This is a genomic window from uncultured Sulfitobacter sp., from assembly GCF_947502895.1.
In the GTDB taxonomy this organism is placed as follows: Bacteria; Pseudomonadota; Alphaproteobacteria; order Rhodobacterales; family Rhodobacteraceae; genus Sulfitobacter.
In genome coordinates this window covers 620,304-636,777 of the sequence record NZ_CANNBM010000001.1, presented here as the reverse complement: position 1 = coordinate 636,777, position 16,474 = coordinate 620,304, and the positions used below count along the sequence as shown (strand labels likewise).

Below are 16,474 nucleotides of genomic sequence, written 5' to 3'. Positions count from 1 at the left end.
GCAGGCGTATTGGCGGGCATCTGCTTTTGGTAGTTGATCGTGCTTTTACGTAGCATAAGGGCGGTGTAGGGTTCGCAAATGAAGTGGAATTTACCCAATATTCTGACGGTTATCCGTCTGCTTGCAGCCCCCGCCGTGGCGGTGATGTTTTTGTATTTCACCCGTCCCTATGCGGACTGGTTCGCGCTGTTGCTTTTTGTGTCGGCGGCTGTGACCGACTGGTTTGATGGCTATCTGGCCCGCGCATGGAAGCAGGAGACCAAGCTGGGCGCGATGCTGGACCCGATTGCCGACAAGGCGATGGTTGTGATTGCCTTGATGGTCATCATCGGCTTTTCCAGCTGGTCACCGTGGCTTGTGCTACCGGCCACCGTTATTTTGTTCCGCGAAGTGTTTGTGTCGGGCCTGCGGGAATATCTTGGCGATACGGCTGGTACGCTAAAAGTTACCAAGCTGGCTAAGTGGAAAACTGCGCTTCAGATGACGGCAATCGCTGTTTTGTTCAGCCAAGGTGTTTTCGAGCATTATTTGGGGATGAGCATTTACGGTATGGATACGGAACTGGTGCAGGCCATTTTGAGTGGCGCTGAAGAAGATGTTCTCGGGCTGGGCTGGAAAGCCTTCGCAATGGAATGGTCAGGCCGTCTGGGTCTATGGCTGTTGTGGCTGGCTGCCGGTTTGACGGCGATCACAGGCTGGGATTATCTGATGAAAGCCATGCCGCATCTTAAGGAGGGCCGTTAATGGATGTATTGTATTTTGCATGGGTAAGAGAGCGCATCGGCTTGCCGCGTGAAACGGTCCAGACCGATGCCGGAACTGTACGCGCGTTGGTCGCCGAACTTAGCGCGCGCGAAGAGCGTTATGCAGCTGCTTTCGCGGATATTTCGGCGCTTCGGGTGGCGTTGGATCAGGAATTGTCGGATTTTAATGCGTCCTTGTCCGGCGTGCGCGAAGTGGCGTTTTTCCCCCCCATGACGGGGGGCTAGATGCGGATATCGGTGCAGGAGGCTCCTTTTGATCTGGGTGCGGAAACAGCGGCTTTTGCGTCAGGACACCGTGATATCGGTGCGGTGGTGACCTTTACGGGTATTGTGCGCGATCTGCCGGATGACCCGATGGAAGCGATGGAGATCGAGCACTATCCAGGCATGACCGAAAAAGCGATTGTGGCTATGGCCGAGCAAGCGAAAGAACGGTTTTCGCTTGGCGATGTTTTGGTTATCCATCGCCATGGTCGCCTGCTTCCTGGGGATATGATTATGATGGTGGGCACAGCGGCACGCCACCGCACCAATGCATTTGAGGCGGCGACGTTTTTGATGGACTACCTCAAATCACGCGCTCCGTTCTGGAAGCGTGAAGTCTCGGCTTCGGGGGCCACATGGGTGGCTGCGACCGAAGAAGACGAAGTCGCGTTGACCCGCTGGTAGACCGCGCCGGTCTTGATCCAAATCAAAGGCCAAATGCTTTTTTATGCTAGGAACCGTCCAACATCTTCATAGAGGACGGGTTATGATTACTTCTATCATTGTGGGCATTGACGGCTCTGATGCCGCGCAGCGTGCGCTTGTGCTGGGCTGTAGCATTGCAAAGCAATATGGCGCGCGCATGCAGATCTGCCATACGCCGCGGCAAGAGACTGTGACCTATGCCGCTGAAGCGATATCAGGTTTCTACGTTGGTCCAAACGCAGCAGAACAAGAGCTGCTTGCAGAGGCCGCTGAAAAGCTGTGTGCGCAAGCAAAAGTCATTGCGGCACAGGAAGGGGTCGAAAACGTGGAGGTACATGTGGGGCAGGGTGATCCTGCTTCCGAAGTGCTGGATCTCGCGGAAGCCTCAAAGGCTGATCTGATTGTAACGGGCAGACGTGGTTTGGGCGGACTGGGTGCTTTGGTGCTGGGCAGCACATCCAGCCAAATCAGTAAACATGCGAAATGTGCCTGTCTTACTGTCCCTTAGGCGTGTGATTTAGCCCGCGCGCTGGCTATCAATATAGGCGCGCATTTCTTCGGCTTCATGGCGGGCGTCGCGCAGGCCATCCATCGCGGCGCGCAGCTCAGCTTCGGTTTGGGACAGCTGGTTTGTTAACTCTGCCTCGCGTTGTTGCAAGTATGTTATTGCCTGATCGCGTGTCTCTTCCGCTTCGTGCAATTCCTGACTCATCCGGTCCAGCTGAGCGACATCATCTGCAGCTACGCGGGTAAAGCGGTGCAGTAGCCAGTTGGCAAACCATCCCATGCAAAACGCAACAAACAGAATGATTGCGGTCGCCAGTACAAATTCAAATCGGCTCATTCTGTGGCACTTTCTTCAGTCGTCGTATCAGTGGCGTTATCACCGCTTTGTGCAGTGTTTTCCAGAGTTGTTTCATCGGGTGTCGCAGCGGTATCCGGCCGGATCAAGCGAAATTCGATCCGGCGGTTCGCTTCGCGACCGGCTTCTGTACCGTTGTCTGCAACGGGGCTTGCTTCGCCATATCCTACAGCTTTGAAAGACCCTGTCACAACGCGGCGTGCGCGCAATTCGTTCAGGACTGATTCTGCACGGCTCTGGCTGAGGGCGAGGTTCATTTCTTCGCGGCCCTGACTATCGGTATAGCCTTGAATTTCCAGTTGCAGATCACCGCATCGTTTAAGAACGGTTGCGATATCATCCATTGTTCCCAGCGCAGAAGCGTCAATAGTTGCTGAGCCGGGTTCAAAGTTGATCTTGCCTGCCGCAACGATCCCGCCGATTTCGGCTTCGCATTCATCAGGCGTTGGCAGTCCCAGTACAGGGTCTAGTTTTTTCTGGTAGGTGACGTTTACGTCAAATGAAGTACCTTCACCCAGCTTGCCCGCCAGCAGTGCGGCGATCTCGGTTGAGGCGTCAGGATTACCTGTATTGCCTGTCAGAACCAGTGTTTCAGGTGTGACTGTAACAACACCGTTGCTGAGTTCACCCAACCCTTCCAGCCCTGCAAGAACGCGCGCGGCCCAATCCAGCGGCAGATCGTCAACCACCCGTGTGGCCGTATATACCTTGTCCGAGCCAAAGCGGGCTTTGGCAAAGCTGCTGGTGAGTTCGCGCAATGCATCATCGTTCACGCGTCCGCGCAGCTGCACTTGGCCTTCGGGGCTGAGGGTCGCGGTGAACTCTGGCGGGCCTGCATCGGGGTCTTGCGCCTGTGGTAGTTTGGATTGCAGCGCAAACACCTCAGGCAACGCATTTTCCAGTTCTCCTACAACGGTATCAAAATCCGATTGTCGCGTTCCGGGAGCTGCCAGTAGGGAAATATCAGCATCAACGATGGTAACTGATCCTGCGCCCAGCTTGGTAAGGGCGTTGATAGATGCTGTGACTGCATCGGCCCAGCGCGGGCTTGGAACACCCAGACCTACAGTACAGCGCGGGCTTTCCGCGCCCGCAGCCTTCGCAGCGCCGATAATCCGCTCGGCTGCGAGGTCCGTATCGGCAGAGCATGCGTCAAAGCTCGCTTCGCCATCCGTAATCTGAAAGCGGGTGGTGAATGGTGTAATGACAGGACGCGGCGCAGACACGTCAAGCTCGAGTGTGATGCGGCTAGGCGTCATGCGGCGCATGTTTTGTTCCAGCTGCGCTTTTTCTTGCGCACTGTCAGTAATTGCTGTGATGGCCACGCGGCTGGCCTGTACCGACACTTTGGCCCGCGGCAGGCTGCTCATTGCGGCGAGAGCGAATTCCATCGCACTGTCCCAACCTTCGGGCGCGGGATAATCTGCCGCTTCGAGCAGGTCGGTCACTCCTGTGGACCCTGCGAGGCTGTTAAAGCGTGCGATGACGTAGTCACGGTCTGTGCTGGTCGGGATCAGGCCAATGACGGACAAACCGCTGTCATTGCGCAAAATCTCTACCGAGAATGTTGGCGGCGCTAATGCCTCTTGGGCGGCCACGTTCATATCGTCGATAACTCGCGCGGCGTCTACGACAGAGCCTGCTGTTGTCAGCGCAGAAAAACGCACCGCTTCTGTGGGGGCCACGCCGGAGAGCGAGACTTGCAGCCCGTTTGCCTCGACCTCTGCCCATGTCATTCCTTTTTCATCCAGCGCATCGCGCACGCCGATCTCTGAAGAATCCTCAATCAGTCTGACCGAAAAATTTGCAGCGACCAGCGACACCACTGCAGCGGCAGCAAATGTCAGGAAGATGGTGAGCAGGGAAGAGAGGCGCATAGGCTCTTTCAAAACAGTTTAATATCTAGGCAGTGGTGTACGATGGTGTGCGGCGTGGTGCAATCACAGGAGTAGGGCTGCGGCGAAAAAGAGAAGCGGGATCACGCCAGTATCGCGGTTGGCCCGAAACAATTGCATCATTTTGTCAGAATTGGTGATGTCCAGACCCCGTAATTGCCATGCCATGTGCCAGCCCATCGCCCAAGGCCCTGCAACCGCCACAGCCAAGGCCAGCACGGACGGGTTGGGCAGGACGGCAAAAACAACGGCAATGCCCATCAACCCTACTGTTGCCATCAGAAATCTGCGCAACCATTTTCCCGAATTCTCGCCAAACAGACGGGCTGTTGATTTCACTCCGATCAGGGCATCGTCTTCGGTGTCCTGATGGGCATAGATTGTATCGTAAAAAAGCGTCCACGCGATCCCCGCGAGGTAGAGAACAACGGCTGGCGCGTCCAGACGCCCTGTATGCGCTGTCCACGCCAGCAAGGCGCCCCAGTTGAAGGCAAGGCCTAGAAACGCTTGGGGCCACCACGTAAACCGCTTGGCAAAAGGATAGATCGCCACAGGAAGCAGTGCCAGCACGCCAAGGCGGATCGCCGCAGCATTGAAAGTGAGCAGGATCAGGAAGGATAGGAGGGCTTGTACCACCATCCAGATAACCGCCCCGCGCACGCTGACCTGTCCCGAAGGGATGGGCCGCGAACGGGTGCGTGCCACCTGCGCGTCGATATCGCGGTCTGATATATCGTTCCACGTACAGCCCGCTCCGCGCATCAGGAACGCGCCAATCGCACACCCGATAAATATCCAAAGGTCAAACCATGTCGCCTTGCCGTCATACAGCATCGCCAGCGACAATCCCCACCAGCACGGCAACAGCAATAACCAGGTTCCGATCGGCCTGTCTGCACGACTGAGCCGCAGATAGGGCCGTGTTGCGGCGGGCGCAAAGCGGTCAACCCAGTTGCGGGCATAGGCATCTGCAACGACACCAATGTCGCTCTGCTCTGGTGGTGGGGCGTTGTCTTGCATATATCCATTCCTATGGACGCGAAAATTAGACTTTATGTAGATCACCCTTTAGGGGCGGGGCAATCGGTTCCTTTGGACCGCGCGCAGGCGCATTACCTGTTTGGTGTCATGCGCAAGACTGTGGGCGCACAGGTGCTGTTGTTCAACGGAAAAGACGGCGAATGGCGCGCAAGTGTCGCGGAGGCGGGCAAACGTGGTGGTACGCTGATCTGTGAGGCGCAGACCAAGCCCTTGCAAATGCCACCCGACCTCTGGCTGTGCTTTGCACCGATCAAAAAGGCGCGCACGGATTTTATCGTGGAAAAAGCGACTGAGATGGGTGCCTCGCGAATCGTCCCCATGCAGACCGAATTTACGAATTCGGGTGGTTTCAAACGTGACCGTTTGCAGGCTCATGCGGTTGAGGCGGCAGAGCAGTGCGGCGGCACTTACGTGCCTTTGGTAGATGATATTGCCCGGATCGACCGCATTTTGGCCGGATGGGACACCTCCCGTCAGATCATGTTCTGTGACGAGACGCTGAGTGTGAGCCCAACAGCTTTGACCCTTTCGGGTGCAACGCCTTGGGCTATTTTTATTGGTCCCGAAGGTGGTTTCTCGCCGCGGGAGCGGGAGCGGCTGCGGGGGCTGGCGCACGCCACGCCCGTTTCGCTGGGGCCGCGGATATTGCGCGCAGATACAGCGGCGGTGGCTGCCATGACAGTGTGGCAACAGGCATTGGGGGACTGGACATGAAAAGCCACGAGAAATCGAAAACGGGCCTCGCTGCCTATGGGAGAGTTGGCCAGTGAATTTCTTTCGTCCCGAGGCCAAAGCCGCCCTTTGGCGTTGGCGTGAGGTTGTGCTGGCGGTTGGTCTGGCGGCGCTTGGGCTGTGGTGGATAATCGGACCAGGCAGGCTTTTGGCTATACCAGGTTGGGCATTTGTCATTGGAGCAGCTGCATTAACAGTGATTGGTGTGCAGCGCGCACGGTTTCGCGGCAAAGACGATGGCGTTGGCGCGGTGCAGGTGGATGAAGGTCAGATCGCTTACTTTGGGCCGCTCACAGGCGGTGTTGTATCCCTCACTGCACTTGAGCGGCTGAGCCTTGATGCCACATCACAGCCCCCTCATTGGCGCCTTGATGCGCCCGAACAGGCTGCGGTGCTAATTCCTGTGAACGCCGCCGGTGCGGATGCCCTTTTTGATGCATTTGCGACTTTGCCCGGTCTACGCACCGAGCGGATGCTAGCCGAACTGGGCACGCGCCGCGCCCACGCAGTCGTGATTTGGGAACGCACCCCCTTGCGTCCTGCCCACACGCTGCTGCATTGACGACCAGACGAATCTCCGCAAGGCTGCGGAGCAGACCCAATCGGAGCGCACAGCATGTCTATTCCACAATCCGGCGGCGGGCCGATCGAGCACTTTGACCAATTGGCCCAGTATCTTGCAGATGGCTGCAAGCCCAAAGCAGACTGGCGCATCGGCACCGAGCATGAAAAGTTCGGCTACTGCAAAGATACCAACCTGCCACTGCCCTATGAGGGCGAGCGCTCGATCCGCGTGATGCTGGAGGGGCTGCGCGACCGCCATAACTGGTCCCCCGTAGAAGAGGGCGGCAAGTTGATCGGTCTTGAAAAAGACGGTGCGAATGTATCGCTGGAGCCGGGTGGGCAGCTGGAACTGTCGGGTGCACCCGTCGAGACGATCCACGAGACATGCGACGAGGTAAACACCCACCTGCGCGAAGTGCGCGATGTGGCTGACGAGATTGGTGTAGGCTTCATCGGGTTGGGTGCAGCACCCGAATGGACGCACGAGCAGATGGACCTGATGCCAAAGGGCCGCTACGCGCTGATGAACGATTATATGACCAAGGTTGGCACGATGGGCCGCGTCATGATGCGGCGGACCTGTACGGTACAAGTAAACCTCGATTTCGGGTCAGAAGCGGACATGGTGCAAAAAATGCGCGTTGCTGTGGCGTTGCAGCCTGTGGCGACGGCTCTGTTCGCGAACTCGCCCTTCTTTGAAGGCAAGGTAAACGGTCATAAATCATGGCGTAGCCGCGTGTGGCGTGATCTGGACGATGCCCGTACAGGCATGATTCCATTTGTATTCGAGGATGGCTTCGGGTTCGAGCGTTGGGTTGATTATGCCCTCGATGTGCCGATGTATTTTGTTTACCGCGATGGCAAATATATCGACGCTCTTGGCATGTCGTTTCGTGATTTTATGGCTGGAAAACTACCTGCTTTGCCGGGTGAGACACCGACACTTAGCGATTGGGCGGATCATCTGACCACAGCCTTCCCCGAAGCGCGCATGAAGAAATTTATAGAAATGCGGGGCGCTGACGGTGGCCCATGGCGCCGCCTGTGTGCGCTCCCTGCGTTCTGGGTAGGGCTTATGTATGATCAGGCCGCACTGGATGGTGCATGGGATCTGGTCAAAGGCTGGGATGCTGACACGCGCGAGCAGATGCGTGTCGCAGCCTCGGTTGACGGGCTGCAAGCGCAGGTCAATGGTATCAACCTGCATGACATCGCGCGTGAGGCAGTTGCCCTGTCCGAAGCCGGATTGAAATCACGCGCTCGCAGCGGCGCAGGTGGCTTGGTACCGGACGAGACACACTTTTTGAACGCGCTAAAAGAAAGCATCGAGACAGGCAAAACCCCTGCGGATGAGCTGCTTGATTGCTATAACGGCGAATGGAGTGGTGACATCAGCCGCATTTATGCGGATTTCTCCTATTAGACGCCTGATGCTGGTTTGAGCACATGGCTGCGGTAATAGTCTGAAATCTCGGCTTTTCGCGCAGCTTCTTGTTCGGGTGTGACCTGCCGTTCTTTATCAAACAACAGGGCGTAGCCTTGCATGGCGCGCTGGTGCGTATCCAGCGTGGCCGTGCTCCCCACTGTCTTTGGCACAGCGCGCTTGGGTGATCCGTGCACAGAGGTGCGGTTCACAGAGGGCATGGCATAAATCACCATCAGGATCAGCCAGCCCACCATAGGAATACAGTTAAGCAGCCAGACAAATCCTGACATGCCCACATCATGCAAACGGCGGATAGACAAGCTCATCAAGGGTAGGAACGTGATTGCACTGACGATGACAGAATAGAGGTCAAACATGCCAAACGTCGGGATGAGGCTGTCGGGGTTGAGGGCGATCCACTCAAAAACCATCACGATGTCGGCTACAAGTGCGATACCAAACACAAAACTGAATGTAATATAGGGCCACCAGTATTCCGACCGCGTCGCGCGCCCCGAAAAATTGAACATATGCACAATCGATTGCGTCAGTGCGTCGATGGGTCCTGTCATGTGGTCGTTCCTCTTTGCCTGCGTAAAATATGGCGGATGGCCGTGGCGCAATAAGGGGAGGAATGTGGTAAATCAGGGGCAGTATAGGGAAAACGGCCAACACGCACGTCGGCCGCTTTGTGTGACAGGTGGTGGTTTATGCAGTGGCGGGTTTCGCCTTGGCACTATCCATCATAAGGGCGCGCAGGGTTCCTACCGCTTGGGTAAAGCCCAGCCCGAGGCAGAGTGCGGCGAACCCAAGTGCGGCAAGAAAACCTGCAAGCGGTGCGTCGGCCAGCAGGGGCAGCATAGCCCCGACCAGTATGACACCCCCCGCGCCGATTGCGGCAAATCCGGTAGCAATAGTCACAGCAGCGGCTCGGGCGGTGGCGCGGCTTTGCGGGCAATCGCCCAACAGGGCGCCGATGCGCAAGATCATTATTGCCAGCGCAGTCAGCGCGCCAAAGCCAAGGGCCATATAGAGAAGAGCAAGTACAATCATGGTATGTTCCTTTTTTGATGGTTGTTTTAAGTGTCAGTGGCTGCGCGGGATCGCGAAAAAGTCGCGCCGCAAGCAGTGATAGAGGGTGCCAAAGAAGTAGGCCCATGCTGGTGCAAAGATCATGCCAAATCCGGTGTAAGCCATGCCTAGGCCAAATAAGTCTTCATCCCCTGTGATAGCAGCGAGGGTCGCAACCAGCAGCAGGGCAAGCACCATGACCCTGAACGCCAACCACGCTAGATCGTGCGGTTCCCCGTCGTGGTGGCGCAGGTACCACAACAGAAGTGGTGTGCCGATCACCAGATACACAGGCCCGCCAAGGGCCAGCGCAAAAACAGGGATGAATAGCGCCCAGAAACTGGCGGCGGTAAACAGGACAGGACCACCGACAAGTGCAACAAAGAACGCAACAGGATCAATGATATAGCGGGGCGGATACGGGAGGACCGGCGGGGTGATGAGAGTCTGCATGATCATTCCTTTCACAAGCGGACAAAGCGGAGGTAGACAAGGGTGAACAGGGCCGCGAGAGGCGGAGCACCGATCAGACCAAAGCCCATAGAGATAGCGGCAAACATGATTGGCCCCGGCTCAAAAATAGCGATCGAGAAAGCCGCGCCGATGGGGAGCATCCACAAGAGCGAAACCAGTGACAGGCCCACAATACGCCCCACCTGTGGGGCATGTCTGCGCAAATGATAGATCAGTACGGGTGTCCCGATGCAGAAATAGAGAGTTGCACCAATGACGCTAAGTACGCTTAAAATGCCCATGAAACTGCGCAGGTCTTGGCTGTGATATACCAGATCAAGCAGCCACAGCGGCCCGATTAGCACGCTGGCAAGAAGTGCAGGTGCAGCGAGCAATGCCGCGAAAAAACCCAGCCAGTGAATATCGTTTACTTCAGAGATTTTACGTATTTCTGTCATGAGAGAAATCCTTGGATAAATAGAAGAGGCGGGTTAGCCATCCTTGCCTTTGGGCAGGAAACGCGCGATGCGCCCACCCAGACGGATTGCAGCCATTTGTACGGAACGGGGCAGGCGCGAGACGTCGGTATACCAGCCGTCAAACATCTGCATTGTGTCGAGGGTTTCTTTGATCCGCGCTTGCACGGCGGGGGGCGTTGCGTCGTCTGCCGCCTCGCGTTGCACATCTTCAAGGGCGCGCAGGGTGGGTAGGTATTCGCGCTCTCTGCGGCTCTCGATCACAGTATTAACCAGTTCGAACATATCGCGGATCGAGGTGAAGTGATCGCGGCGGTCGCCCAGTTTGCGCTGGGATTTGACCATGCCGAGGCTTTGCAGCTCTTTCAGCCCGTTAGAGACATTGGAGCGCGCCAGATTAAGCAGCTCGCAAATCTCGTCGGCGCTGAGAGGATCGGGTGTAATGTGGAGCAGCGCATGGATTTGTGCGACCGACCGGTTGGTGCCCCACTTGGCACCCATATCCCCCCAGTGGAGGATAAAGTTCTGCATGGCGGGTGTCAGGTGCATGGGGCGACTCATTCATTAATTTCTGTATTAACAGAAATAACGGAAATCACCAAAGATGCAAGTAATTTCTGTAATGACAGAAATTTGTAGCTTGGCTTTACTCCCGACGGTCAAGGCTCAGACTAAAGATGCCAGATGAAATTTTCATCTGCTCCAGAGTTTGTGCATTGTCTGTTGTGACATAGCGCAGCTGTATCTTCGCCTGTGATATGCGCAGAGGCGAAAGGTGGCCGGGCCCTGCAATTACTTTGTAGCTGAGAGCGCAGGTTAGACTGCCTTCTTGTCTGTTCTGTCCTGTCGTGGCCAATGCCACAACGCGCCGCCCGTCATACAGGCGCATCTGTTCAGGGCATCCTTCGGCGCGAATTAGCCTGCTGATCACCTCAACAGGGTCCAACACACCTGCTGGTACTTGATTGATATCTGAAAGGTCGGTCTGCTCTGAGGCTGGTGTGATATTTGTTGCTGTGGCGCGGCCATTTGTGATGTCGATCATCACGCGCCGTTGCTTGCGCGATGACTTACTGTCACCAGTAAATCGCGCGGTCCGGCCTGAGCCTTTGCTAACGCCAACGAATGTGCCGTTAAAGACGCCAAGCGGAGTGTTGTTTAGTGTCGAGCGCAGGGTGCTACGTTGGCCCTTCGCCTCAAAACTAAGTAGCCCAAGTGGTTTGCCAGCAAGTGTGACGTCAAAGTCCTGTGCTAGTGCTGGTGGGGCGCAAAGGATAAAGCATAGGGCGGCAAGATATCTCATGCGTCCACGTGTCCGTCTGGGCTGTAGGCTTTCACAAATGTGACGACTTTTTCATGTGGCATCTCGCAGGGGGCAAGCTGACCGCCTTGTGTCAGATCATAGAAATTGAGACTGATATAGTCGCTGCCGTCCAATGCCTCTGCCACAAGCTTGGTAGAGCGCCCCTGATTGAAATCAGATCGGGTAGCAGTGTAGCGGGTGGCACCTGCATATCCCGTAGTGGTGCCAAGGGGAATCGCGTGCAGGGCCTCGGCAAACCCTGTAGGAGCAGCCGATCTCACCCTTTTTGGCCGATCTTAGGCTCGGTTCCTGCGCGGATACGGGCAATATTGGCGCGGTGGCGCCAAATGGTGATGATCGTCAGGATCAGGCACAGCACATAGCCGCTGCCATAGCCCATGAGAACCACCAGAATACTTGAAGCCGCGGCCGCGATCATACCGCCCATCGACGATTGGCGCGTAAGTGCCGCGCCGACAAGCCATGCTGCACAAACAGCAATCCCCACAGGCCATGCAAGCGCCAGCATGATGCCAATAAACGTGGCCACACCTTTGCCGCCCTTGAACTTGAGCCATACAGGATAGCAATGCCCGATCATCGCGGCGAGGGCGGCCAGCTGTGCCGCGTCTTCTCCGGCCAATGCGCGCGCCACCAATAGTGCTACAGCGCCCTTGGCCGCGTCTAATACGAGTGTGGCGGCAGCGGCTGGTTTAGAGCCGGTGCGCAGTACGTTTGTCGCACCAATGTTGCCTGATCCGATTTCGCGCAGATTTCCCAGCCCCATCACCCGCGCCACGACTACACCGAAAGGGATCGAACCGATCAGATAGCCCAGTATTGCCCAGAGCAGCAGCACAGTAAGGGTATTTTCAATTAGCGGCATGGGGGTTCTTCCACCTTATCGTTCAAAGACGCAGGACCCTGCGACATAAGTTGCGAGGACTTTACCCTGCATCCGCACTCCGTCAAACGGCGTATTACGCGATTTTGAGCGGAGTGTTGCACGGTCCATCACAAATGGCGCGTGAGGATCGAACAGGACCAGATCGGCAGGCGCACCTTCGGTCAGCCGCCCCGAAGGCAGGCCCAGACGTTGTGCTGGATTATACGATAGGGCACGCCAGAGCTGGGGTAGGGGTATCATATCCGAATGCCAAAGGCGCAGTGCTGCGGGCAACAGGGTTTCCAGCCCCACAGCGCCTGAAGCCGCCTCTTCAAAAGGCAGTCGTTTGCTTTCTTCGTCCTGTGGTGTGTGCATGGAGCAAACAATATCAATCAGTCCGCTCGCAACGGCATCAACCATGGCAAGCCTGTCATCTTCATCACGCAAGGGCGGCTTTAGCTTGAAGAATGTGCGGTAGTCGGCCACGTCTAGGGCGTTGAGCGTCAGGTGATGGATGCCGATACCGGCTGTCACATCCAGCCCGTTGGCTTTGGCCCGTTCCAGCGCAGGCAGCGCGCGCGCGGTTGTGATCTGGTCCGCGTGATAGCGAGCGCCCGTCATTTCGACCAAGGCCATATCGCGGTCCAGCCCCATACGCTCAGCCATGGGTGAAACGGCTGGCAGCCCGCGCAACGAAGCGAATTTGCCTGACGTCGCAACCGCGCCACGGCTTAGCACGGGTTCTTGGCAATGGGCGATCACCAGCGCTCCCAAGCTGCGTGCATATGTAAGTGCGCGCGAAAAAACCCGCGTGTCGGATATGACATGATCGCAATCGGTAAAGGCCACCGCACCGGCATCCATCAAAAAACCGATTTCAGTCATCTCGCGGCCTGCGCGTTCCTTTGTCAGTGCGGCCATGGGCAGCACATTCACGGGAGAGGCTTCATTTGCGCGGCGGGTTACAAACTCGAGTGTTTCGGGGCTGTCGATAGCAGGGTTGGTATCGGGGCGGGTTATCATGGTGGTTACACCGCCTTTTGCCGCCGCCAACCCCGCCGACCGATAGCTTTCTTTGTGCCGTTCGCCTGGCTCACATACTTTGACACCCAGATCCACGATGCCCGGAGCAAGGTATTTGCCGCCGCAATCCACGACCTGGCCTTTGGGGTTGGCGATGCCGCCTATTGTGACGGCGGTAATACGGTTGCCCTCGACGCTGACCGATCCGGTACTTTCTGTCTGTGTTTCAGGATCAATCAGGGTTGCATTGATGAAATGAAGCGTCATGGCGTGTCTTTCTGGATCTCTTGCATCAGGCTGAGCACATTTTCTGCATCGTCAATGCGCGTGAATTGCGGTCTGCGCAACGGTAAAGGATACAGCGAACTGTACTTTGGGACACCGAAAACAACAGTGTGGCCGCGCTGCAAGTGGATGGGTGTACGAGAAGTGACTTTGGTTATCATCAGCCTCTTGAAAGACCATGGATACGAAGTCCCCACAATCGCCCGCTGATTGGTGAGAGTATAAAAGCTGTAGCGCCTTGCGACTGTGTCGCGCAGAACTGAATAGCATGTGAACGCAATTCCGATGCCCAACGGGACCAGATCCAGCCATGTAAAGCGCCCTGCATCGCTAACCATCATGATCCAGAACACGCTAAAGGCCAGACAACATAAACCGTATATCAATGCCGGTATATCGGGCTGGGCCAAAGCAAATCCGTGTGCAGGGGTGCCTTGCCACAGGATCTCTTCGTCCTCGTTCAATATGCCGTCCCACGGATCACTCAAGGCGTTAGCCGTGTCCGCGCGGCGAGAATTTGTGAAACGATCTCGGCAGGTTTGCGGACATACACGATCCGTACCCGCATTCCGCCTTTCAGAAATACAACAACGCTCCACCCCAACCGTTTTCGCACGTCGGTAATGTCTGCCAACGGGATGCGTGTTTCCTCGTCTGGGCCATAGTGGATCAAGGCATCACTGCGCAGATGCCAGCGGTTCTGGCGTGCGGCACGCCAGCGGGCCGGGTCCTCAAAGCCGATGTTATAGGCCAGGGCCAGAACCGGCCCCACGTAAAGCGCCTGCCAATAGCCCGTAGTGGTGCCGATACCCCAGCCAGCCAGTGCGACAACCAACAATGTCAGCACCCCGACAATCAGGCAACGGCGGAGAAACACCGGCAAGGACGGTGTCCATGCTGCCAGCGCGTCACTGTTCATCCGGCCATCCATACCATGCCTGCTGCAACAGCAAAAGCGACCAGCAAGGCGATTGTCGCCACACGGCCGGACATTTTCGGATCGGGTTTCGGCTCTTTCATCTCAGTATCCAATATATCAGAATTGCGATTATTATAGCTGCAAGTGCTGTAAAGATGCTGCCGCGCGGGCCGCGTTTGGTTGGCTGTGTAGATGCTGCAACGCCAGAATAAGGTTTGGCTGCCTCGGCCGCAATCGGCACAGCGCTATGGGCCGCCTTTGGCTCGCTATAGGTGCCGATCAGCGTCAAGTCTGCGGAGGGGTTCAATGTAACGTCCCCTGTTTCGCTGACCTTTGAAAACAACAGCAGCACATAGCCATCCAATGCCTCCAGCCGCGCACGGTCGGCTTGTATCACGTCGTCGTCCACATCATATCCATCGTTCAGATAGCGGGGCAGACCTACACCTGTGAGGTCAGCCAAAGCAAAAAGCTCTACTGCTTCGTCTTTGATATCATGACCTAAAAGATCAGACGCAATCATCGCCTTGGGGCGCTGTTTGAGCGCGCGCGCCATATCGGACATGGGTCTTGAGATTGAAAAGATGCGGATAACACCGCTCTCGTACTGGGGGATGAATAGGGTGCTCACTGTGTCATCCGCTCCAAATGGGTGCGTAAATCACCGGATTTCTCGACATAATCAAATCCGATCCTGTAGTCCTTGCCGCTGCCTAACTGCAAAAAAGTGATGCTGGGTGGCAATGTGTTGCGTCTTTTGGGCGCGGTCATTGCGCTGGCAGGATATGCTTTCACGCGGGTTTCTTGCGCGCCAACATGAAAAAACAGCGCGCGCCTGTCGGTGAGAGCATAGCGTGTCGCAGCATAAGTTTGCAGCTGTTGTCGTGTCGCACGCAGGGGGATCAGCACCAACAAGGCAGGCAGGATCAGCAGCCACATGTCGCCCTCTGCACCGACAGTGGCAATAATAAACCAAGCCGCCACAAGCAGGCCAGTTGCGGCCATAGGAGCCGAACCATAGAGGCGCCAGTTGCGCCAGTGCAGCCTTGGTTTGGGCCGACCCGTCCAGAGCAGCTCTTCATCTTGCTCCAGAACGTTATCCCAAAAGTTCGCGCTGCTCATGCGCGGTTGGCCGCCAAGTTGCGCGCGAGCAAATCCATTGCTGCCATGCGCACGGCCACGCCCATCTCGACCTGATCCTGAATAACACTGCGATTGATGTCATCGGCCAGCGTCCCGTCGATCTCGACGCCGCGATTCATCGGGCCAGGATGCATCACAATAGCATCGGGCTTGGCGTGGGATAACTTCTCCGCGTCAAGCCCGTAGCGGTGGTAATATTCCCTTTCGCTGGGGATAAACCCGCCATCCATGCGCTCTTTTTGCAAGCGAAGCATCATGACAACATCTACGTCTTTCAGCCCTTCTTGCATGTTATCAAAAACCTCGACGCCGAATTCGCTGATACCCGAGGGCATAAGCGTAGGTGGACCTATCAGGCGGATGCGGTTTTCCATCTTGCCCAGCAACATGATGTTGGACCGCGCCACACGGCTGTGTGCAATATCACCGCAGATCGCGATAGACAGGCGATGCAGGCGGCCTTTGGCGCGGCGGATGGTCAACGCATCCAGCAACGCCTGCGTCGGGTGTTCATGCCGTCCGTCACCTGCATTGAGCACTGCGCAGTTCACCTTTTGCGCCAGCAGATCAACCGCGCCCGATTGCGGGTGGCGTACAACCAGCAGATCGGGGTGCATGGCGTTCAACGTCATGGCGGTATCAATTAGGGTCTCGCCCTTTTTAATGCTGCTGGCCTGCATTGCCATGTTCATGACATCTGCGCCCAGCCGCTTGCCTGCAATCTCGAAACTGGCCTGTGTGCGTGTCGAGTTTTCAAAGAACATGTTAATCTGGGTTAGGCCATGCAGGGCTGATCCGTGCTTGTCAGGCTTGCGGTTCTGCTCGGCATAGCTGTCGGCAAGGTCCAGCAATGTGGTGATTTCGGTCGGGTGCAGCGGCTCGATGCCAAGCAGATGGCGGTGGGCGAAACTCATGCGGGGAAACCTTAGACTGTTTGCGGT

General features: G+C 56.5%; 24 protein-coding genes. 7 read left to right on the top strand and 17 right to left on the bottom strand.

Annotated elements, in window-relative coordinates; translation table 11 throughout:
• The first annotated feature begins 78 nt into the window (after positions 1-78).
• From pgsA to Q0903_RS03125, 4 genes are all read left to right on the top strand, one after another.
• The gene (gene pgsA / locus Q0903_RS03140) at positions 79-744 is read left to right on the top strand and encodes a CDP-diacylglycerol--glycerol-3-phosphate 3-phosphatidyltransferase (RefSeq protein ID WP_299412776.1); all 666 of its coding nucleotides are present in this window, start codon (positions 79-81) and stop codon (positions 742-744) included.
• Positions 744-989: a molybdopterin converting factor subunit 1 gene (gene moaD, locus Q0903_RS03135; protein ID WP_299412774.1), complete on the top strand. Its 246-nt coding sequence runs from the start codon at positions 744-746 to the stop codon at positions 987-989. The genes pgsA and moaD overlap by 1 nt, the downstream gene beginning before the upstream one ends.
• Entirely contained in the window at positions 990-1,433 is a 444-nt protein-coding gene (locus tag Q0903_RS03130) for a molybdenum cofactor biosynthesis protein MoaE (protein ID WP_299025045.1), read from the top strand. It abuts the gene before it with no gap.
• An 82-nt stretch (positions 1,434-1,515) separates the two neighbouring features.
• Positions 1,516-1,962 (top strand): universal stress protein, encoded by a 447-nt coding sequence (locus tag Q0903_RS03125; RefSeq protein WP_299412771.1) that lies wholly within the window; start codon positions 1,516-1,518, stop codon positions 1,960-1,962.
• 9 nt (positions 1,963-1,971) lie between these two features.
• Here Q0903_RS03125 and Q0903_RS03120 read toward each other — a convergent pair whose 3' ends face one another.
• The 3 genes from Q0903_RS03120 to ubiA form a co-directional block, all read right to left on the bottom strand.
• On the bottom strand, positions 1,972-2,298 hold the full coding sequence (locus tag Q0903_RS03120) for a hypothetical protein (RefSeq protein ID WP_025059625.1): 327 nt from the start codon (positions 2,296-2,298) through the stop codon (positions 1,972-1,974).
• A complete protein-coding gene (locus tag Q0903_RS03115; RefSeq protein WP_299025037.1) occupies positions 2,295-4,193 on the bottom strand; it encodes an OmpA family protein in 1,899 nt (632 codons plus the stop codon). Before Q0903_RS03115 ends, Q0903_RS03120 begins: the two co-directional genes overlap by 4 nt.
• A gap of 63 nt (positions 4,194-4,256) precedes the next feature.
• Positions 4,257-5,231 (bottom strand): 4-hydroxybenzoate octaprenyltransferase, encoded by a 975-nt coding sequence (gene ubiA / locus Q0903_RS03110; protein WP_299412767.1) that lies wholly within the window; start codon positions 5,229-5,231, stop codon positions 4,257-4,259.
• Between the two features lie 12 nt (positions 5,232-5,243).
• Here ubiA and Q0903_RS03105 point away from each other — a divergent pair, with 12 nt between their 5' ends.
• From Q0903_RS03105 to Q0903_RS03095, 3 genes are read left to right on the top strand one after another with little or no spacing between them, the layout of a single operon-like run.
• Entirely contained in the window at positions 5,244-5,966 is a 723-nt protein-coding gene (locus Q0903_RS03105) for a 16S rRNA (uracil(1498)-N(3))-methyltransferase (protein ID WP_299412765.1), read from the top strand.
• Between the two features lie 52 nt (positions 5,967-6,018).
• On the top strand, positions 6,019-6,546 hold the full coding sequence (locus tag Q0903_RS03100) for a hypothetical protein (RefSeq protein WP_299412763.1): 528 nt from the start codon (positions 6,019-6,021) through the stop codon (positions 6,544-6,546).
• Positions 6,547-6,600: 54 nt separating this feature from the next.
• On the top strand, positions 6,601-7,971 hold the full coding sequence (locus tag Q0903_RS03095; protein WP_299025029.1) for a glutamate--cysteine ligase: 1,371 nt from the start codon (positions 6,601-6,603) through the stop codon (positions 7,969-7,971).
• Here Q0903_RS03095 and Q0903_RS03090 read toward each other — a convergent pair.
• The 14 genes from Q0903_RS03090 to Q0903_RS03025 form a co-directional block, all read right to left on the bottom strand.
• Positions 7,968-8,546 carry a DUF805 domain-containing protein gene (locus Q0903_RS03090; RefSeq protein ID WP_299025027.1) on the bottom strand — a complete coding sequence of 193 codons (579 nt, stop codon included), beginning with the start codon at positions 8,544-8,546 and terminating at the stop codon, positions 7,968-7,970. The genes Q0903_RS03095 and Q0903_RS03090 overlap by 4 nt on opposite strands.
• 136 nt (positions 8,547-8,682) lie before the next feature.
• Entirely contained in the window at positions 8,683-9,027 is a 345-nt protein-coding gene (locus Q0903_RS03085) for a hypothetical protein (RefSeq protein ID WP_299412760.1), read from the bottom strand.
• Between the two features lie 33 nt (positions 9,028-9,060).
• The gene (locus tag Q0903_RS03080; protein WP_299412757.1) at positions 9,061-9,498 is read right to left on the bottom strand and encodes a hypothetical protein; all 438 of its coding nucleotides are present in this window, start codon (positions 9,496-9,498) and stop codon (positions 9,061-9,063) included.
• Positions 9,499-9,509: 11 nt separating this feature from the next.
• Positions 9,510-9,956 carry a hypothetical protein gene (locus Q0903_RS03075; RefSeq protein ID WP_299412755.1) on the bottom strand — a complete coding sequence of 149 codons (447 nt, stop codon included), beginning with the start codon at positions 9,954-9,956 and terminating at the stop codon, positions 9,510-9,512.
• A gap of 33 nt (positions 9,957-9,989) precedes the next feature.
• The gene (locus Q0903_RS03070; protein ID WP_299025020.1) at positions 9,990-10,523 is read right to left on the bottom strand and encodes a MarR family transcriptional regulator; all 534 of its coding nucleotides are present in this window, start codon (positions 10,521-10,523) and stop codon (positions 9,990-9,992) included.
• 97 nt (positions 10,524-10,620) lie between these two features.
• Complete coding sequence (locus Q0903_RS03065; RefSeq protein WP_299025018.1) at positions 10,621-11,277, bottom strand: hypothetical protein; 657 nt, start codon at positions 11,275-11,277, stop codon at positions 10,621-10,623.
• Positions 11,274-11,558 carry a hypothetical protein gene (locus Q0903_RS03060; RefSeq protein ID WP_299412752.1) on the bottom strand — a complete coding sequence of 95 codons (285 nt, stop codon included), beginning with the start codon at positions 11,556-11,558 and terminating at the stop codon, positions 11,274-11,276. The genes Q0903_RS03065 and Q0903_RS03060 overlap by 4 nt, the downstream gene beginning before the upstream one ends.
• Positions 11,555-12,163, bottom strand: coding sequence for a glycerol-3-phosphate 1-O-acyltransferase PlsY (plsY, locus tag Q0903_RS03055; RefSeq protein ID WP_299412749.1), 609 nt, complete (start codon positions 12,161-12,163; stop codon positions 11,555-11,557). Before plsY ends, Q0903_RS03060 begins: the two co-directional genes overlap by 4 nt.
• 15 nt (positions 12,164-12,178) lie before the next feature.
• Positions 12,179-13,453: a dihydroorotase gene (pyrC, locus tag Q0903_RS03050; RefSeq protein ID WP_299412746.1), complete on the bottom strand. Its 1,275-nt coding sequence runs from the start codon at positions 13,451-13,453 to the stop codon at positions 12,179-12,181.
• Positions 13,450-13,959, bottom strand: a complete 510-nt coding sequence (locus Q0903_RS03045) for a hypothetical protein (protein WP_299412743.1) — start codon at positions 13,957-13,959, stop codon at positions 13,450-13,452. Before Q0903_RS03045 ends, pyrC begins: the two co-directional genes overlap by 4 nt.
• Positions 13,956-14,390, bottom strand: a complete 435-nt coding sequence (locus Q0903_RS03040) for a hypothetical protein (protein WP_299025008.1) — start codon at positions 14,388-14,390, stop codon at positions 13,956-13,958. Before Q0903_RS03040 ends, Q0903_RS03045 begins: the two co-directional genes overlap by 4 nt.
• 97 nt (positions 14,391-14,487) lie before the next feature.
• Complete coding sequence (locus Q0903_RS03035) at positions 14,488-15,021, bottom strand: hypothetical protein (RefSeq protein ID WP_299412740.1); 534 nt, start codon at positions 15,019-15,021, stop codon at positions 14,488-14,490.
• Positions 15,018-15,512, bottom strand: a complete 495-nt coding sequence (locus Q0903_RS03030; protein WP_299412738.1) for a hypothetical protein — start codon at positions 15,510-15,512, stop codon at positions 15,018-15,020. Before Q0903_RS03030 ends, Q0903_RS03035 begins: the two co-directional genes overlap by 4 nt.
• Positions 15,509-16,447 (bottom strand): aspartate carbamoyltransferase catalytic subunit, encoded by a 939-nt coding sequence (locus Q0903_RS03025; RefSeq protein ID WP_299412735.1) that lies wholly within the window; start codon positions 16,445-16,447, stop codon positions 15,509-15,511. Before Q0903_RS03025 ends, Q0903_RS03030 begins: the two co-directional genes overlap by 4 nt.
• Positions 16,448-16,474 lie beyond the last annotated feature (27 nt).

Excerpts from the sequence above, each read along its gene's own strand:
- pgsA (WP_299412776.1), top strand. The coding sequence starts at position 79 with ATGAAGTGGAATTTACCCAATATTCTGACGGTTATCCGTCTGCTTGCA.
- moaD (WP_299412774.1), top strand. The coding sequence starts at position 744 with ATGGATGTATTGTATTTTGCATGGGTAAGAGAGCGCATCGGCTTGCCG.
- Q0903_RS03130 (WP_299025045.1), top strand. The coding sequence starts at position 990 with ATGCGGATATCGGTGCAGGAGGCTCCTTTTGATCTGGGTGCGGAAACA.
- Q0903_RS03125 (WP_299412771.1), top strand. The coding sequence starts at position 1,516 with ATGATTACTTCTATCATTGTGGGCATTGACGGCTCTGATGCCGCGCAG.
- Q0903_RS03120 (WP_025059625.1), bottom strand. The coding sequence starts at position 2,298 with ATGAGCCGATTTGAATTTGTACTGGCGACCGCAATCATTCTGTTTGTT.
- Q0903_RS03115 (WP_299025037.1), bottom strand. The coding sequence starts at position 4,193 with ATGCGCCTCTCTTCCCTGCTCACCATCTTCCTGACATTTGCTGCCGCT.
- ubiA (WP_299412767.1), bottom strand. The coding sequence starts at position 5,231 with ATGCAAGACAACGCCCCACCACCAGAGCAGAGCGACATTGGTGTCGTT.
- Q0903_RS03105 (WP_299412765.1), top strand. The coding sequence starts at position 5,244 with ATGGACGCGAAAATTAGACTTTATGTAGATCACCCTTTAGGGGCGGGG.
- Q0903_RS03095 (WP_299025029.1), top strand. The coding sequence starts at position 6,601 with ATGTCTATTCCACAATCCGGCGGCGGGCCGATCGAGCACTTTGACCAA.
- Q0903_RS03090 (WP_299025027.1), bottom strand. The coding sequence starts at position 8,546 with ATGACAGGACCCATCGACGCACTGACGCAATCGATTGTGCATATGTTC.
- Q0903_RS03085 (WP_299412760.1), bottom strand. The coding sequence starts at position 9,027 with ATGATTGTACTTGCTCTTCTCTATATGGCCCTTGGCTTTGGCGCGCTG.
- Q0903_RS03080 (WP_299412757.1), bottom strand. The coding sequence starts at position 9,498 with ATGCAGACTCTCATCACCCCGCCGGTCCTCCCGTATCCGCCCCGCTAT.
- Q0903_RS03075 (WP_299412755.1), bottom strand. The coding sequence starts at position 9,956 with ATGACAGAAATACGTAAAATCTCTGAAGTAAACGATATTCACTGGCTG.
- Q0903_RS03070 (WP_299025020.1), bottom strand. The coding sequence starts at position 10,523 with ATGCACCTGACACCCGCCATGCAGAACTTTATCCTCCACTGGGGGGAT.
- Q0903_RS03065 (WP_299025018.1), bottom strand. The coding sequence starts at position 11,277 with ATGAGATATCTTGCCGCCCTATGCTTTATCCTTTGCGCCCCACCAGCA.
- plsY (WP_299412749.1), bottom strand. The coding sequence starts at position 12,163 with ATGCCGCTAATTGAAAATACCCTTACTGTGCTGCTGCTCTGGGCAATA.
- pyrC (WP_299412746.1), bottom strand. The coding sequence starts at position 13,453 with ATGACGCTTCATTTCATCAATGCAACCCTGATTGATCCTGAAACACAG.
- Q0903_RS03040 (WP_299025008.1), bottom strand. The coding sequence starts at position 14,390 with ATGAACAGTGACGCGCTGGCAGCATGGACACCGTCCTTGCCGGTGTTT.
- Q0903_RS03030 (WP_299412738.1), bottom strand. The coding sequence starts at position 15,512 with ATGAGCAGCGCGAACTTTTGGGATAACGTTCTGGAGCAAGATGAAGAG.
- Q0903_RS03025 (WP_299412735.1), bottom strand. The coding sequence starts at position 16,447 with ATGAGTTTCGCCCACCGCCATCTGCTTGGCATCGAGCCGCTGCACCCG.